Raw genomic sequence first — 16,105 nt, 5'->3', positions numbered from 1 at the left:
CAGGAAGAGCGCCATGACCGGTTTCTTGGCACGGAAGTCGAAGCGGTCCACCGCGTAGGCCGTCATCGAGCCGATGATCACGGTGCCGCTGATGGAGAAGAAGAGGATGAACGCGGTGTTCCCGAAGGCCATGAGCATGTGGCCGTCGGTGAACGCCGTGACGTAGTTGTCGAGGTTCAGCCAGTTCCCCGGCAGGGAGAGCGCGCCTCCGTCTCCGACCTCCTCCGACGTCTTGAGCGAGGTCAGGAAGACGACGGCCAGCGGCAGCAGGACCACTACCGTGGCGGCGATCAGCGACAGGTAGGTCAGCAGGCTCCCGACGGGGATGCGGCGCCGCCGGGCGGCGGCGGAGCGGGCGGCGGGCGGGACGGCGAGGGAGTGGGGGGAGGTCATACGAGGTCCACCTTGTCGTCGGGCACGAGCCGGCGCTGGATCCACGTGACCAGCAGGATGATCAGGAGCAGCACCACGGCCGCGGCCGAGGCCAGGCCGGTCTTGTTGAACTGGAACGCGAGCTTGACCGTCTGGATGACGAAGGTCTGGGTGCCCGTCGCGCCGCCGGTCATGATGTACGGGATCTCGAAGACGGACAGGGAGCCGGAGATCGCCAGGATGACGCTGAGGCTGATGACGGGCTTGATGCTGGGCGCGATGATGTGGCGGAACTGCTTCCACCTGCCCGCGCCGTCCAGTTCGGCGGCCTCGTACAACTCGCCGGGGATGGACTGGATGGCGCCGAGGAAGAGGACGAAGTTCAGTCCGGTGAAGCGCCAGACCGACACGCCCGCCAGGGAGATGTTCGCGGAGGTCGGGTCGCCGAGCCAGGGGTGGTCGGTGGTCACGCCGAGCCACGACAGCACGGAGTCGAGGGTGCCGCCGTCCTGGAAGAAGTACAGGAAGACGAATCCGATCGCGACGCCGTTGATGAGGTAGGGGAAGAAGAGGATGCCCTTGAAGAAGTTGCGGAACCTGAGGTTGAAGCTCAGGATCACCGCGAAGTAGAGGGCGACGGCGATCTGGACCACGGACGCGGCCAGGTAGTAGCCGCTGACGAAGAAGACCCTGAAGAGCTCGGGGCGGGTGAATATCTGGACGTAGTTGTCGAAGCCGACGTTCTCCCGGTCGGGGCTCACTCCGTCCCAGTCGGTGAAGCTGTACGAGATCATGCTCACCACGGGGACGTAGGTGAACGTGATCAGGAGCGCCAGCGGGCCCGCCAGGAAGAGCCAGGGCGTGAGCCGGCGCAGCGGTGAACGCCGCCAGGAACGGGTCTGTCCACCCGCGGGGGCACGGCGGCGCCGGCCGGCCGGCCGGCCCCCCGGGTTCCCTCCCTGCGAGGTGCGCCCCGTGTCGTCCACGTCCGTGGCGGGCCGCCGTGTCAGGGCGTCGCCGGGAGCGGTGTCGGTTGTCTCGGTCATGTCGGCCTTTCGTGTCCGCGACTGCGGAAGGTCCAGGGGCCCCGGCCGGCGTCGTCGGCCGGGGCCCGCTCCGCCGGTCGGTCAGGAACCGGCGGTCTTCGCCGCCTCGTCCCACCTCTTGTCGAGGTCGGCGAAGAAGTCCTCGATGCTGCCCTTCTCGGCACCCCGCGCGGTGTCGACCAGCTTCTGCCGGTAGTCCTGCTTGTTCAGGCCGATCTCGGCCGCCTCGTCGATCTCGTTGACCACGGCGGTCTTCGCCTCCGAGCGGTCGACGAACTTGACATCGTTGTCAACGAAGTCCTTGAGCGTGGAGGGCATGGGGGCGGACTTGACCGTGGAGACGACGCCCTCCTTCTCCGAGTAGCCGGACTTCTCGGTGAACCAGTCGATCCAGGCGCGCGCGGCCAGCTTGTTCTCGGAGTAGATGCTGACGGCCTGCTGGTAGTCGGACGTCACCGTCGAGCAGAAGGCGCCGTTCTTCTGGGAGGGGAACGGCATGAAGCCGATGTCCTCCGCCTTGAGGCCCGCGTCGGCGGCCGCGCCCCGCATCTGCGTGATCGACCAGGAGCCGAGCATCATCGTGGCGATCCTGCCCTCGGCGAGCAGGGCCTTGGACGTCTCCCAGTTGGTGGTGGTGGGGTCCTTCTCCGCGAGTCCCTGCTTGACGATGTCGTGCAGCAGGGTGTCGATCGTCCGGAGTTCGCCGCCGGCCTTCCAGGGGGAGACCGGGCCGGCCAGCGCGTTGCTCGCCTGCGCGTCACAGCCGACGGCGCCCAGGTTGGCGCTCCACTGCACGAGCGGCCAGCCGTCCTTGAAGTTGGTGTAGTACGGGGTGGCGCCCGTCTTCTCCTTGATCGCCTTCAGGCCGGCGAGGAACTCCTGCGGGGTCTTCGGCCAGGAGGCTATCCCCGCCTTCTTCCACACGGCCTTGTTGTAGACGAAGCCGTTGGCGGTGCCGAACTGGGCGATGCCGTAGGACTTGCCTCCGACCTCGGTCTTGTCGGCGAAGCGGTACTTCGACGCCAGCTCCGTGGAGGAGCCGAGCGGGGCGAAGAACTTCGGGTAGTCGTTCTTGGCCACGGCCCCGGGGATGGCGAGCACATCGCCGTAGGACTTCGCGTTCAGCCGGATCCGCACCTCGCCCTCGTAGTCGGTGATGCCGTCGAAGGTCACCTCGACCTTGGGGTAGACCTTGTTGAACTCGGCCGCGTACTTCTTCATGGCCCCGTTCTGTACGAGGTCGGTCCGGTGCGTGAGGACCTTGATCTCGCCCGAGACCTCCTTGGGGTCGGACGGGGCGGCGGCCGTCTCACCCGTGACGGCGCTTCCTCCCCCGCTACATCCGGCCACGGTCAGCATCGTGGCTGTCAGCAGCGCGCCCGTGAGCGCCATCGACTTCTTGCCCATTGCCCAACTCCTTCAGGGTTACGGCTCAGGTCTTACCGGTGGGATGTCGGCACTATGTCAGCCGAACGTGAACCGGTAAAGTGCTGATTTCCCGCGTGATGCGTAATCGTTACCGCAGCGATGTATCGGCCCTGAATCGAGGCCTTTCGCTCACTTCCTGTCACGCGTTCTGCGCGGGTCGCTACTTCACCGGTTCATGGACAGCCGTGTCGCAGGGCGGTTAGTTTGTCGCCCCACACCCGCGTCCACCCCACGACGAGACCACCGTCAGGCGATTGGAGCCGCACACCATGAAGGACGTCACCCAGCTGCACGAGGGCTGGAAGCTGCGCCACGACGATGCACTGCTTCCGGCCACCGTCCCCGGCTGCGTCCACACCGATCTGCTCGACGCCGGGGTGATACCCGACCCGTTCATCGGCACGAACGAGACCGGGATCGCGTGGGTGGGCCGACGCGCCTGGTCCTACGCCACGGAACTGGCCCACGACAGCGGCCACGAACGCACCGACCTCGTCTTCGACGGGCTCGACACCGCGGCCGAGATCGTCCTCGACGGCGAGAGCCTCGGCACGACCCGCAACATGCACCGCGTCCACCGCTTCGACGTCACCGGCCGCACGGGACCGCTGGAGGTCCGCTTCGCCTCGGCGTACGAGGAGGCCGACCGCGTCCGCGCCCTGACCGGCGACCGGCCGAACGTCTACCCCGAGCCCTTCCAGTACATCCGGAAGATGGCCAGCTCCTTCGGCTGGGACTGGGGCCCCACCGTCGTCACGGCCGGCATGTGGCGGCCGGTCCGCCTGGAGCACTGGTCGACCGCCCGGCTCGCCGAGGTGCGCCCCCTGGTCACGGTCGACGGCGCGGCCGGCCGGGTCGAGCTCCGGGTCCGGGTCGAGCGCACCGGGAACGGCGCGGGCCGCCCCCTCACGCTCCGCGCCACCGTCGCGGACACCGTCGCCGAGTCGGTCGTCGAGGGCGACGGGACCGTCCTGGTCCTGCGCGTGCCGGAACCGGAGCTGTGGTGGCCGCGCGGCCACGGCGAACAGCCGCTGTACGGGCTCGACGTGACGCTCCTGGACGAGGAGGGCCGGCCGCTCGACACCTGGGAGCGCCGGATCGGCTTCCGCACCGTCGAGATCGACCGCTCCCCGGACGAGCACGGCACCGGCTTCACCTTCGTCGTCAACGGCGTCAGGATCTTCGCGCGCGGGGTCAACTGGATCCCCGACGACGTCCTGCCGTCCCGCGTGACGCCCGAGCGGTACCGGACCCGACTCCTCCAGACGGCGGGGGCCAACGTGGACCTCGTCCGGATCTGGGGCGGCGGGATTTACGAGGACGACGCGTTCTACGACGTCTGCGACGAACTGGGCCTGATGGTCTGGCAGGACTTCCTCTTCGCCTGCGCCGCCTACCCGGAGGAGCAGCCGCTGCGCGGAGAGGTGGAGGCCGAGGCGCGCGACAACGTTGTCCGCCTCATGCCGCACCCGAGCCTGGTGCTGTGGAACGGCAACAACGAGAACCTGTGGGGATTCCGCGACTGGGAGTGGGAACAGCCGCTGGCCGGCGACTCCTGGGGCGAGGGCTACTACCTCGGCGTGCTGCCCCGGATCGTCGCCGAACTCGACCCGACCCGCCCGTACACGGCGGGCAGCCCCTGGTCCGGATCCTGGGACCACCACCCCAACGACCCCGCCCACGGCACCCACCACTCCTGGGAGGTGTGGAACCGTCAGGACTACGCCGAGTACCGGGCGGACGTGCCCCGCTTCTGCGCCGAGTTCGGCTGGCAGGCCCCGCCCGCCCTCGCCACGCTGCGCCGCGCCCTGCCCGGCGAGGAACTCGCCCCCGACTCGCCCGGCATGCTGCACCACCAGAAGGCCGAGGACGGCAACGGCAAGCTGAACCGGGGCATCGCACGTCACTTCGCCCTGCCGGAGCGGGACTTCGACCGCTGGCACTACCTGGCCCAGGTCGTGCAGGCGCGGGCCGTGGCCGCCGGGATCGAGCACTGGCGGTCCCACTGGCCGGTCTGCGCGGGCACCGTGGTCTGGCAGATCAACGACTGCTGGCCGGTCAGCTCCTGGGCCGCGATCGACGGCGACGGGCGGCTCAAGCCGCTCTACCACGAGCTGCGGAGGGTCTACGCCGACCGTCTGCTCACCCTCGTGCCCACCGCGGACGGACCCGTGCTCGCGGTCGACAACCAGTCCGGCTCCTCCTGGCACACGGCGGTCACGCTGCGCCGGATCGCCGCGGACGGCACCGTCCTGCGCGAAGCGGTCGTCGACGTCGGGGCCGCCCCGCGCTCGGTCGTCCGGCCGGTGCTCCCGGCCGGGCTCGTGCCCGCATCCGGATCGGCCAAGGAGTTCCTGGTGGCCGACGCCGACGGACTGCGGGCGGTCCACTTCCCCGTACCCGACAAGGAGTTCGCCTACCCGGCCCCGGAGTACGACGTCCGCGTCGAGCCCGTCACCGGCGGCGACGCGGTGGCCGTGGTGGTCACGGCCCGGACCCTGGTGCGGGACCTCCTCCTGCAGCCCGACCGGCTCTCGCCCGAGGCGCGCGCGGACCGCGGTCTGCTGACGCTGCTCCCCGGAGAGGAGGCACGGATCACGGTCACCGGATGGCCCGGCGCCGCCGCCGACACAGCCGACGCCGACATAGCCGCCGCCGACACAGCCGCCGCAGCCGAAAACGCCGTACGGAACGCGCTGTTCAGCGTGGGAGCCGCGTGAACGTCCCCGCCGCCCGCGTCACGATCAACGACGTCGCCGCGCGGGCCGGGGTGTCCAAGGGGGCCGTCTCCATGGCCTTCAACAACCGTCCCGGAGTGTCCCAGGCGACGCGCAAGCGGATCTTCGAGGTGGCCCAGGAGCTCGGCTGGGCCCCGCACCAGACCGCGCGGAGCCTCTCCGGCCGGCGGTCGGGCATCGTGGGTCTGGCCCTTTGCCGCCCGGCGCGGGTCCTCGGGCTCGAACCCTTCTACATGGAGTTCATCTCCGGCATCGAGGGCGTCCTGTCGGAGCGTTCGTGCTCGCTGCTGCTGCGGCTGGTGCGCGACCTGGACGAGGAGACCGCGCTGTACGAGGAGTGGTGGCGCGGCCGGACCATCGGCGGGGCCATCCTGGTCGACTTCCACCACGACGACCCGCGGGTGGGGCCGCTGCGGGCGCTGGGGATGCCCGCCGTCGCCGTGGGGCATCCGTCGCTGACCGGCGGGTTCCCCTCCGTCTGGACGGACGACGCCTCGGCCGCGGCGGAGGCCGTGCGCTATCTCGCCGCGCTCGGCCACCGTCGCATCGCCCGCGTCGGCGGCCCCGCGGGACTCGGCCACAGCGGCATCCGCGCGGCGGCGTTCGAGGCCACGATGGCCGAACTCGGCCTGGACGGGAGGCTGCAGGTGTCGACCGGCTTCGTCGGTGAGGAGGGCGCCCGGGCGACCCGGAGCCTGCTGCTCGGCCCCGACCGTCCGACGGCGATCGTGTACGACAACGACATCATGGCCGTGGCGGGGGCGGCCGTGGCCGCCGAGATGGGGCTCACGGTGCCGGACGACGTGTCGCTGCTGGCCTGGGACGACTCCCAGTTGTGCCGGCTGACCCACCCGGCACTCTCGGCCATGAGCCATGACGTGCACCAGTTCGGCGAGGAGGTCGCGCGCGCCCTGTTCGGCGTGATCGAGGGCACGTACCGGGGGAACCACCAGGTCCCCACGCCGGCGCTGGCACCGCGCGGTTCCACCGGGCCGCCCCGGCGCGCGTAGGCGCGCGTCAGGAGCGGACGAGGAGAGGCTGCACCTCCACGGGGGAGGTACAGCCTCTCCTCGGTCCGAGCGGTCCTCGGTCTGAGCGGTCTGAGTGGTCCGAGCGGTCCGAGCGGTCCTACCGGTCCGTCGGTCCGTCAGTCCGCCGGACGGACGGTCGGGCGGACGGTCGGGCGGTCCGTCGGTTCGCCTGTCGATCTGTCGGTTCGCCTGTCGGTCTGTCGGGCGGTCCGTCAGTTCGTCTGTCGGTCTGTCGCTCTGTCCGTCGGTCCCGGCGCGGGCCGTAGGGTCGCCGCCCTGGGCTCTCCTCAGTGCTCCGTGGGGGCGAGTCCCCGGCGGCGGAGCCAGCGGAGGTGCTCGACGGCCGTCACTCCCCTTCCGCCCGCGTGATCGGCGAAGGGCCATTCCCTGATGTCCTTCTCGCCCGCGTAGTTCCGGTAGGCCGCGAGGACGGTGGACGGCGGGCAGACGGGGTCCATGAGCCCGGCGCTGAACAGGGCGGGGGCGGTCGCCCGCCGGGCGAAGTGCACGCCGTCGAAGTGGGCGAGGGTGGAGAAGACCCGCTCCGCCGCGTGCGGGGCCTGTTGGCGCAGGTAGTCGACGAGTTCGGTGTACGGACCCTCGGTCGCGGTCTCCGCGCCCCGCCGGAAGTGGCACAGGAACGGCACGTCGGGCAGCGCGCCGGCGATGTCGTCGCCCACCAGGCCGGCCACGGCGAGGGCGAGACCGCCGCCCTGGCTGTTGCCCTGGACGACGATCCGGTCCGGGTCCACGTGGGGGACGAGACGGGCGGCGTCGACGGCGCGGACGCAGTCGGTGACGAGGCGGCGGTAGTAGTGCTGGTGCGGATCCTCGATGCCCCGGGTCATGTAGCCGTGCACCCAGTGGGTGCCCGTGGCCGGGTGGGGGTCGGGGGTGTCGTGGCCCTGCCCGCGGCTGTCGACGACGAGGTGGGCGTAGCCGGCGGAGGCGTACAGGAGATGGTCGGTCACCAGGCCGCGTCCGCCGCTGTATCCGAGGTAGGTGATCACCGCAGGCAGCGGCGCCTCGGCCTCCGACGGCACGACGAGCCAGGCGGCGACCGGGTCGCCGCCCCAGCCCGGGAACCGTACGTCGTAGGCGTCGAGAGTGGTCAGGAGGGAGTCCCGCACGGGGCGGAGCTCCGGGGCGCGGCCGGCCTCGCGGGCCGCCTCGAGAGTCTCGGACCAGAAGGCGTCGAAGCCGTCAGGCTCCACCGGCGGTTCGTCGTGGGCGGCCGGGTGGTCGGGCGGCAGATCGGTGTACGGCATCGGAAGCTGTCTCCTCGGAACGGGCGTCCGCGCGGGGGCGGGCGCGATCGGGGTCGTCGGGCGGGTACGGCGGAAAGCGGGGCCCGGGCGGGAACCCGGCTGGCTGCGGGCCGGTCCGTGGGACGGGATCGTGACCGATAGGGCGACCACGGCTGCATGCGCGTTCCGGCCTCCACGACGGACAAGGACAGGAGAATGGGCGCAGAAGTGAGGAACGAGGCTGGGCGGAACCGATTAAGTCTCGTGTGTGGCTCTGTTTCCGACGACCCTTTCGCATATCTCCGAGCCGTTCATGGGGTACTCACGCCCTCCCCACGGTGGCGCGGAAGACCGTCCCCGCGCCCGTGAGCGTGACCTCGGCGGTGGCGGGGACGTAGACGGAGCGCCCGGGCCCGAAGCGGACGGGGCCGGCCGCCGCGTCCACGGAGGCCTCGCCGTCGACGCACAGGAGGATCTGCGGCGAGCCGGCCGCCAGGCGCCGCGCGGGCCCATCCGCCCGCAGAGCGAACCGCGAGAGACGGAAGTCGTCCACGGGAGCGGGGTACACCTCCTCGCCGTCTTTTCCACGAGGGGTGAGGACGGGGGTCGGCGTCGCCGTGAAGCGGACCACCGTCAGCAGCTCGGCCGCGTCGACGTGCTTGGACGTCAGCCCGCACCGCAGGACGTTGTCGGAGCTCGCCATGATCTCCACCCCGAGACCGGAGAGGTACGCGTGCGGGATCCCCGGCCCGAGGAAGAGCGCCTCGCCCGGCTCCAGTACGACGAGGCGCAGCATCAGGGCGGCAAGCAGCCCCGGGTCGCCCGGGTGCGCGCGAGCCACCGTCGCGTAGGCGGCGAGGTCCTCCCGGCGGGGGCCCGGCCGGGCGGCCGCCGCCTCGACGGCCTCCGTGACGGCGCCGACGAGGCCCGTGGGCGGGCGGAGGAAGGCGGTGAAGACGTCGGCGAGGGCCTGGGCCTCGGGGAGGGCGCGCAGGGTCCCGGCGTACGGGCGCAGCGCGGGGACGTCGAGGGCGTCGAGCAGGTCGGCGCACTGCCGGGGCGCCCGGAAGCCGCACAGGCCCCGGAAGCGGGTGAGCGCGACGATCATCTCGGGTTTGTGGTGGGCGTCCCGGTACGTGCGGTGCGGGGCGTCCGGCGGAACGCCCAGGGCGTCCTCGCGCGCGTGGCCGGCCCGCGCCTGCGCCGGATCGGGGTGCACCTGGACGGAGAGCGGCGCGTCGGCGGCCAGCAGCTTGAGCAGGAACGGCAGCCGGGGGCCGAACCGGCGCAGGGTGGCCGCTCCCAGCTCGGCGAGCGGGTCCGCCGCGATGACCCGGTCCAGGGGGAGCGTGCGGTCGGCGCGCCGGACTTGGGACGGCGCGGCGGGATGGGCTCCCATCCACAGCTCGGCCTGGGGTTCACCGGTGGGCGCGGTGCCCATGAGACGCGGCAGGGCGGTGACGGAACCCCAGTCGTAGGGCTGGACGGTGTTGAGGAGGAGATCCACGGGTTCTTCCTGGGGGAGGTGCGTCGTGCGCGGGGACGTGAGGGCGGGCGGTGCGGGGCGCGCGCGGGGCCGGGGGTGCGTGAGCGCCCGCGTGCGGAGGTGCGTGCGGCGCCAGCTCGTGTGGGGCGTGCGTTCGGTGCGTGGGCCCCGGTCCGTTCAGGCCGTCGTCCGGCCCGTGGCGCCGGTGCCCGTACCGGACAGGCCGGCCGCCGCCGCACCCGCGGCCGCGGCGCCGATCAGGCCCGCGTCGAGGCGGAGGCCGGCGGGCACCACCGGTACGCCGCGGGTGAAGTCGAGCACCGCGTACGAGGCCAGGTGGCGCCGGAGCGGGCCGAAGAGCGTCTCGCCGGACTGCGCGACACCGCCTCCCACGACCACGAGGTCGAGCTCGACCAGGGCCGTCGTGGCCGCGATCGCGGCGGCCAGGGCTCTGCCTGCGCGGTCGAACGCGGCGAGGGCGCGGGGGTCGCCCGCGCGGGCGGACACCTCGACCGCCTCGGCCGTCGCGGAGGCCCCGGCGGCCGGGGTCCAGCCGGATTCCAGGGCATGGGCGGCGATCGCCGTGCCGCTGGCGAAGCGCTCCACGCAGCCGCGGGCCCCGCACGGGCAGAGGGGGCCGTCCATGTCGACGGTGATGTGACCGATGTGCCCGGCGTTCCCCGAGGTGCCCGTGTGGAGCGCCCCGCCCAGGATCAGCCCGCCGCCCACGCCGGTGGAGACCACCATGCACAGCGCGTTGTCGACGCCTCTGGCCGCACCCAGCCAGTGCTCGGCCGCGGTCATCGCCACCGCGTCACCGACCAGGACGGGCAGCATCCCGGCGGGCATCGCCGCGTGCGCCCGCACCCGGTCCACGAGGGGGAAGGAGCGCCAGGCCGGGATGTTGACCGGGCTGACCGTGCCCGCGACCGTGTCGACGGGACCCGCGCTGCCGATGCCGAAACAGGACAGGGCGGCCCACTCCGGACGCGCCGCCAGGTCGTCCAGGACCGCGGAGACGGCGGCCGTCAGCTCCTCCGCCGTGCCCCGCGCGGGCGTGGGCCTCCGCGCCCGCGCCAGGAGGTGCCCGTCGGCGTCGACGAGGGCCCCCGCGATCTTCGTGCCCCCGATGTCGAGTGCTCCGTACACCATCGCGTCCCACCTTTCCTTGACAGCCCGGCAGCGGCTGCGGAGGTCACTCTGCCCAGTCCTTGACAACGTTGTCCAGTAAACTGGTTCAGTTAAGCCGCGGTTTAGTAAAACCGTCTTTCTTCGGCCCGCACCGCCTGGACCGAAATGCCGAATTCCCTCATGCTCGGACCTGTTTACCGCACCCGCACGAAGGGTTTTCCTTTCCGTGAAAGACTTCCCGGCCTTTCCGCCCGGATTCGAGTTCGGCGCCGCCACCTCGGCCTACCAGATCGAGGGCGCCACGAAGGAGGACGGACGGGGGCCGTCGATCTGGGACACCTTCTGCCGCCGCCCCGGCGCCGTGTCGGACGGCACCAGCGGCGAGACCGCGTGCGACCACTACCACCGGCGGCGGGAGGACGTGCGGCTGCTCGCGGACCTCGGCGTGTCCACCTACCGCTTCTCCGTCGCCTGGCCGCGCGTCCAGCCGTCGGGCTCGGGCCCGGTGAACACGCCCGGACTCGACTTCTACGCCCGCCTGGTCGACGAGCTGCTGGAGGCCGGCATCAAGCCGGTCCTCACCCTCTACCACTGGGACCTTCCCCAGGCCCTGGAGGACGCCGGCGGCTGGCGGTCACGGGACACGGCCGAGCGCTTCGCGGAGTACACAGCGCTGGTCGCGGCGGCGCTGGGGGACCGCGTACCCCGGTGGATCACCCTCAACGAACCCTGGTGCAGCGCCTTCCTGGGGTACGCCGCCGGCGAGCACGCTCCGGGGGCGTCCGAGGGGACGCCCGCGCTCGCCGCCGCCCACCACCTCCTGGTCGGCCACGGCCTGGCCATGGGCGCCCTGCGGGCCGCCGGGGTCCAGGAGGCCGGCATCTCGCTCAACCTCGACCACGTGGACCCGGCCACGCGGGACCCCGCCGACGTCGCGGCCGCCCTGCGGGCCGAGACCCAGCGCAACCTCATGTGGACCGACCCGCTGCTCACGGGGTGCTACGCCCCCGGCGAGACGGACACCTTCGGGGAGCTGATCGAGCGCCAGGACTTCCGCCGCGAGGGCGACCTCGCGCTGATCTCAGCCCCCCTGGACTTCCTCGGCCTCAACTACTACACGCCGTCCACCGTGCGCGCGGCCCCCTGGCGCGAGCCCGACCCGGCCCTGCGCACCGCGACGGACAACCGCTTCGAAGGGGTGGACGTCCCGGGCGTCCGCCGCACCGCCATGGGCTGGGCCGTCGTCCCCGACGCCCTCCGGGAGCTCCTCGTCTCCCTCCGCGACCGCTACGGCGCCCGGTTGCCGCCGCTTCACATCACGGAGAACGGCTCCGCCGAGGACGAGACCCCGGGTGCGGACGGCACCGTGCACGACGCCGACCGGATCGCCTACCTGGAGAGCCACCTCCGCGCGGCCTCCGCCGCCGTCGCGGCCGGCGTCGACCTGCGGGGCTACACCGCCTGGTCGCTCATGGACAACTTCGAGTGGGCGTTCGGCCACAGCAGGCGCTTCGGGCTCGTGCACGTCGACTTCCCGACCGGGACGCGCACCCCCAAGGCCTCCTACCGCTGGTACAGGGCCGCCATCGCCGCCGCCACCCGCTAGCGGGAACCCGCCTGGAGCCGGGCGCCCGGTTCCCCGGAGGCCGCGTCGGCGGCGTACCGGGGGCCGGTGAAGTACTCCGCGTCCTTGGGTCGGGCGGGGTCGTGCGCGGCCGGGAGGGCGGACGGGGTGAGCTGGGGTATGTACTTGGAGCAGTGGATGTAGGCCTCCTCGACGTCGAGGTGCACCCACAGCTCGGGCCCGCGCCCCGGTGCGACGTCGGACGGCAGCTCGGGGTGGAGCGCGCGCAGGTCCGTGTCGGTGTACAGACGGGCCACGCCGTTGACGTGGAGGCCGACGCGGTCGTGGGTGAAGTCCACGAAGAGCATGCCGAGATGCGGGTTCTCGCTCATGTTGCCCGCGCTGGCGAGCACGCCGTTGCCGCGGAACTCCGGGTAGGCCAGGGTGTGTTCGTCGATCACATGGACGAATCCGGGCGGGCCCGCCCGGAAGCTGGCGTCGCACTCCCCCCGCGCGTCGGACGTCGCGAGGAAGACCATCGTCTGGCGTGCGACGAACTCCCGCATCTGGTGCGTGAGGCAGGGGCGCACCTGCTGGTCGTAGAACCGGTGGGCGCGGTCGGCGGTGCCCAGCTGCTGCTGCAGCAGGTGCTCACCGGCGGAACCGAAGGGCGTCGGGTGCGAAGACACGGAGTTTCTCCTGGCGAGGGGGGCGAGGGGGGAGTGAGGGGAGAGCGGGGGACGGTCGGGGCGGGGGCCTCAGGTGGTGGCCAGGGCGGAGACGTCGAACGGGTCGTGGTGGATGCGGTCCGGGGCCGTGCCGGTGAGCGTGAGCGTCTGTCTGGCGGAGGTGACCATCGGGGCCGGGCCGCTGAGGAAGACGTCGTGGTGGTACCACGGCCCGTACTCGGCGAGGACCTGTGGCAGGGACCCCCGGATCCCCGGGATGTACTCGTCGGAGACCGCGCCCCTGACGGTCAGCCAGTGGTGCCGCTGCGCCATGCGCAGCATGTCGTCCACCCCGTACAGCTCGGCTCCGGTGCGGGCGCCGAGGAAGAGGTTCACCTGGTGCCGGCCGCCGCGCCGGGCGACCTCCTCGATGAGGGCGCGGATGGGAGCGAGGCCGGTGCCGCCGGCCACGCAGAGCAGGTCGTTGTGGACGGCGGCGTCCAGCACCATGTCGCCCATGGGCGCACCCAGGCGGACCGTGTCGCCCGGGACGGCCCGGTGCACCAGCGCGGTGCTGACCGTGCCGCCGGGCACGGCCCGTACGTGGAAGGTGAGGGTGCCGTCCTCGCGGGGCGCGTGGGCGGGGGAGTAGGAACGCCACCGCTTGGGGTGCCAGGGGGTCTCGACGCTGACGTACTGACCGGCGGCGTACGCGTAGGGCACCTCGGGGCGCACGGTGACCTCGGCGATGCCGGACCCGCGGGGGACGCGGTGCACGAGCGTGGCGGGCCAGACGGCGGGCCGCGTCCTCGCGTCCTCCTCGGCCGCGCCGATCATGACGTCGGCGACGACTCCGTAGGCCTTGGTCCACGCGGCGGCGATGTCCGGGGTCCAGGCGGGGCCGGCGTAGCGGGCGAGCGAGTCGAGGAGGCAGGCGCCCACGGCGGGGAAGTGGTCCCGGAGGGTGCCGAACTTGCGGTGGTCACGCCCGAGGTGTCCGCAGAAGCGGACGAGGTTCTCCGGGTCGTCCACCATGTCGACGATCCGCAGCAGTGCGCGCAGGAGGCGGCCGCGCTGGGCGTCCATCCCGGGCGGGAACAGGGGCCGCACCTCGGGGTGGCGGGCGAAGAGGATCGCGTAGAAGTAGACCGTCATGTCCGCGGCCAGTGGCTCCACCACCGTCACGGACGCGCGTATGAGCTCGATCTCGTGGGCCGACAGCGGTGGTTCGGCGGCCTCCGGCTCGACGTCCTGCTCGGCCGGTGCGGGTTCGGATTCCTCCGCGGAGGGGGGAGCGGGCGGGTCGGCCTGGCGTCTGATCCGGAACCTCATGCGACCAGAGCTCCCCCGTCCGGTAGGCGAGGCGGTCTGAGCCGGGCGGGCCGCGGGGCGGTCGCGCTCACGGCTCGGCGCTCCCGACGGGCACTGCGGGCGGGGACTTCTCTGGCAGGCATGGGGTCCTCAACACGGGGCGGGAGCATCGAAGCGGACGAAGCAGCTCCGGACGCTACCCGATCATGCCGGTGACTCAGAAGTAGCCAGGTGATATGCGCGGGCGACGACCCGTTCCGCCCCGAACGGGCTCATCGTGGGGACTTGGGCCCTTCCCGCGCCGCGCTCTCCCGGCGGGGAGAACGCGGGCGCGACGGCCTGGTGGGGAGAACGCGGCGCGACGGCCTGGTGGGGCCGTCAGCGGAGGGCGTCCGCGGGGGCCGTGATCTCGCGCTTCAGGATCTTGCCGGTCGCGCCCTTCGGGAGGGCGTCGGCGGTCCAGACGACGCGGGGGTACTTGAAGGCGGCGACCTGCGAGCGGACGAACTCGCGCAGTTCCTCCGGGGTCGTCACGGCACCGGGCCGGAGGACGACGGCGGCGGCCACCTCCTCGCCGTGCGTCGGGTGCGGCACACCGATCACGGCGGCCTCCGCGACGGACGGGTGCTGGTAGAGGACCTCCTCGACCTCCCTGGGGTAGACGTTGAAGCCGCCCCGGATGATGACGTCCTTGCTGCGGTCGACGATGCGGAAGTCCCCCGCCTCGTCCCTCGTCCCGAGGTCCCCGGTGTACAGCCAGCCGTCCCGGACCGTCGTGGCGGTGGCTTCGGGGCGCCGCCAGTACCCCTTCATCACGTTGTGCCCCCGGATGACGATCTCCCCGATCTCCCCGTCGGGCAGCTCGACGCCCTTCTTGTCGACGACCCGCATCTCCACCCCGTCGATGGGACGCCCGATGGTTCCCGGGACGCGCACCCGGTCGATGCGGTTGATGCACGCGAGCGGTGACGACTCGGAGAGTCCGTAGCCCTCGAGGACGGCGCAGCCGAACTCCGCCTGGAAGCCGTTCAGGACCTCCACCGGCAGCGGCGAGCCGCCGCTGACGCACACCCGCAGCGAGGACACGTCATGGCCGGCCCTGCCGTCGAGGCCGAGCATCAGGGTGTACATCGTCGGTACGCCGAGGAAGACCGTCACGCGGTCGTGCTCGATCACCGACAGGGCGCGGGCGGGGTCGAAGCGCGGCAGCAGGGTGAGGCACGCGCCCACGGCCACGGCGCAGTTGAGCCCGACGACCTGGCCGAAGGAGTGGAAGAGCGGGAGTCCGCCGAAGGTGACGTCGCCCGGGCCGAGGTCCAGCACCCGTACGGCCTCGTCGATGTTGCGGCGCACGTTGGTGTGGGTGAGCTCGGCGCCCTTCGGCTGCCCGGTCGTGCCCGAGGTGTAGAGGATGACCGCCGTGTCCTCGGCCGAGCGCTCCGTGCTGAACTCGCCCCGCTCATGGCCTCGGAGCAGCTCGTGGAAGACCGCCGGATCCACCCCGAGATGACGGGTGCCCGCTCTCCGCGCCCCCTCCGCCGCCTCCCGGGAGCCCTCGTGCCACGTGAGCAGCAGGGCCGCCTCGGCGTCCTTCAGACAGTGCTCCACCTCGCCGGCCCTGAGCATCGGGTTCATGGGGACGACGATCCCGCCCGCGCGCAGGATGCCGTAGTAGAGGACGGCGAAGACCGGCACGTTCGGCAGGAGCAGGGCCACGCGGTCTCCCGGCGCCACCCCGAGGGAGCGCAGATGGGTGGCGGCGCGCGCGCTCAGGTCGTCGAGTTCGGCGAAGGTGAGCTCCTCCTCGTCCAGCCGGATCGCCGGGCGGTCCGGGTACTGCGCGGCCGTGACGGGCAGGATCGCGGCGAGGTTGCCCTGGGCCTGGGTGGGGACGGGAACGGCAGCGGTCATGGCGATGTCTCCTCGGGACGGGCGGTGCGGGACGGCGGTGCGGGACGGGCGGTACGGGTCTGGCGGGTGCGGGTCCGGCGGGTGCGGGTCCGGCGGTACGGGTCTGGCGGGTGCGGGTCCGGCGGTACGGGTCTGGCGGGTGCGGGTCCGGCGGTGCGGTTCGGCTCAGCGG

The 16,105-nt window shown here is 72.3% G+C and carries 11 protein-coding genes and 1 pseudogene; 3 read left to right on the top strand and 9 right to left on the bottom strand.

All coding sequences use genetic code 11. The annotated features are described in order from the left end of the window. The 3 genes and pseudogenes from AMK29_RS37420 to AMK29_RS26660 form a co-directional block, all read right to left on the bottom strand. Nucleotides 1-393 (bottom strand): annotated as a pseudogene (locus tag AMK29_RS37420) (carbohydrate ABC transporter permease); the annotation flags it as partial. Next, nucleotides 390-1,418, bottom strand: a complete 1,029-nt coding sequence (locus AMK29_RS26665; protein ID WP_241845720.1) for a carbohydrate ABC transporter permease — start codon at nt 1,416-1,418, stop codon at nt 390-392. The pseudogene AMK29_RS37420 and the gene AMK29_RS26665, both read right to left, overlap by 4 nt. An 81-nt stretch (nt 1,419-1,499) precedes the next feature. After that, nucleotides 1,500-2,825, bottom strand: a complete 1,326-nt coding sequence (locus AMK29_RS26660) for an ABC transporter substrate-binding protein (protein WP_073817808.1) — start codon at nt 2,823-2,825, stop codon at nt 1,500-1,502. A 290-nt stretch (nt 2,826-3,115) separates the two neighbouring features. On the opposite strand from AMK29_RS26660, the gene AMK29_RS26655 reads away from it, so the two are divergent. Together AMK29_RS26655 and AMK29_RS26650 are read left to right on the top strand one after the other, a co-directional pair. Continuing rightward, nucleotides 3,116-5,566, top strand: a complete 2,451-nt coding sequence (locus tag AMK29_RS26655) for a glycoside hydrolase family 2 protein (protein WP_073817807.1) — start codon at nt 3,116-3,118, stop codon at nt 5,564-5,566. Further along, the gene (locus AMK29_RS26650; protein ID WP_073817804.1) at nt 5,563-6,594 is read left to right on the top strand and encodes a LacI family DNA-binding transcriptional regulator; all 1,032 of its coding nucleotides are present in this window, start codon (nt 5,563-5,565) and stop codon (nt 6,592-6,594) included. The genes AMK29_RS26655 and AMK29_RS26650 overlap by 4 nt, the downstream gene beginning before the upstream one ends. Nucleotides 6,595-6,902: 308 nt before the next feature. Here the strand turns inward: AMK29_RS26650 and AMK29_RS26645 are convergent, their stop codons facing one another. The 3 genes from AMK29_RS26645 to AMK29_RS26635 form a co-directional block, all read right to left on the bottom strand. Next, the gene (locus AMK29_RS26645) at nt 6,903-7,883 is read right to left on the bottom strand and encodes an acetylxylan esterase (protein ID WP_073817803.1); all 981 of its coding nucleotides are present in this window, start codon (nt 7,881-7,883) and stop codon (nt 6,903-6,905) included. Nucleotides 7,884-8,184: 301 nt separating this feature from the next. Then, nucleotides 8,185-9,369: a mannose-6-phosphate isomerase, class I gene (gene manA / locus AMK29_RS26640; protein WP_073817800.1), complete on the bottom strand. Its 1,185-nt coding sequence runs from the start codon at nt 9,367-9,369 to the stop codon at nt 8,185-8,187. A gap of 156 nt (nt 9,370-9,525) precedes the next feature. Further along, nucleotides 9,526-10,500, bottom strand: coding sequence for an ROK family protein (locus AMK29_RS26635; protein ID WP_073817797.1), 975 nt, complete (start codon nt 10,498-10,500; stop codon nt 9,526-9,528). A gap of 205 nt (nt 10,501-10,705) precedes the next feature. On the opposite strand from AMK29_RS26635, the gene AMK29_RS26630 reads away from it, so the two are divergent. Beyond that, the gene (locus AMK29_RS26630) at nt 10,706-12,085 is read left to right on the top strand and encodes a GH1 family beta-glucosidase (RefSeq protein ID WP_073817795.1); all 1,380 of its coding nucleotides are present in this window, start codon (nt 10,706-10,708) and stop codon (nt 12,083-12,085) included. On the opposite strand, the gene AMK29_RS26625 is transcribed toward AMK29_RS26630, so the two are convergent. From AMK29_RS26625 to AMK29_RS26615, 3 genes are all read right to left on the bottom strand, one after another. Then, nucleotides 12,082-12,732: a pyridoxamine 5'-phosphate oxidase family protein gene (locus AMK29_RS26625; RefSeq protein WP_073817793.1), complete on the bottom strand. Its 651-nt coding sequence runs from the start codon at nt 12,730-12,732 to the stop codon at nt 12,082-12,084. The genes AMK29_RS26630 and AMK29_RS26625 overlap by 4 nt on opposite strands. Nucleotides 12,733-12,801: 69 nt before the next feature. Continuing rightward, nucleotides 12,802-14,043 carry a globin domain-containing protein gene (locus tag AMK29_RS26620; protein ID WP_079197153.1) on the bottom strand — a complete coding sequence of 414 codons (1,242 nt, stop codon included), beginning with the start codon at nt 14,041-14,043 and terminating at the stop codon, nt 12,802-12,804. Nucleotides 14,044-14,400: 357 nt separating this feature from the next. Continuing rightward, nucleotides 14,401-15,933, bottom strand: a complete 1,533-nt coding sequence (locus tag AMK29_RS26615) for a long-chain-fatty-acid--CoA ligase (RefSeq protein WP_073817791.1) — start codon at nt 15,931-15,933, stop codon at nt 14,401-14,403. Between the last annotated feature and the right edge of the window lie 172 nt (nt 15,934-16,105).

The sequence above is a fragment of the Streptomyces sp. CB02261 genome (assembly GCF_001905665.1).
Classification (GTDB): Bacteria; Actinomycetota; Actinomycetes; order Streptomycetales; family Streptomycetaceae; genus Streptomyces.
This window is presented reverse-complemented; position numbering and strand designations above follow the sequence as displayed.

What these genes read in the sequence shown, in the direction of transcription:
- AMK29_RS26665 (WP_241845720.1), bottom strand. Translation starts at nt 1,418, where the DNA reads ATGACCGAGACAACCGACACCGCTCCCGGCGACGCCCTGACACGGCGG.
- AMK29_RS26660 (WP_073817808.1), bottom strand. Translation starts at nt 2,825, where the DNA reads ATGGGCAAGAAGTCGATGGCGCTCACGGGCGCGCTGCTGACAGCCACG.
- AMK29_RS26655 (WP_073817807.1), top strand. Translation starts at nt 3,116, where the DNA reads ATGAAGGACGTCACCCAGCTGCACGAGGGCTGGAAGCTGCGCCACGAC.
- AMK29_RS26645 (WP_073817803.1), bottom strand. Translation starts at nt 7,883, where the DNA reads ATGCCGTACACCGATCTGCCGCCCGACCACCCGGCCGCCCACGACGAA.
- AMK29_RS26635 (WP_073817797.1), bottom strand. Translation starts at nt 10,500, where the DNA reads ATGGTGTACGGAGCACTCGACATCGGGGGCACGAAGATCGCGGGGGCC.
- AMK29_RS26620 (WP_079197153.1), bottom strand. Translation starts at nt 14,043, where the DNA reads ATGAGGTTCCGGATCAGACGCCAGGCCGACCCGCCCGCTCCCCCCTCC.
- AMK29_RS26615 (WP_073817791.1), bottom strand. Translation starts at nt 15,933, where the DNA reads ATGACCGCTGCCGTTCCCGTCCCCACCCAGGCCCAGGGCAACCTCGCC.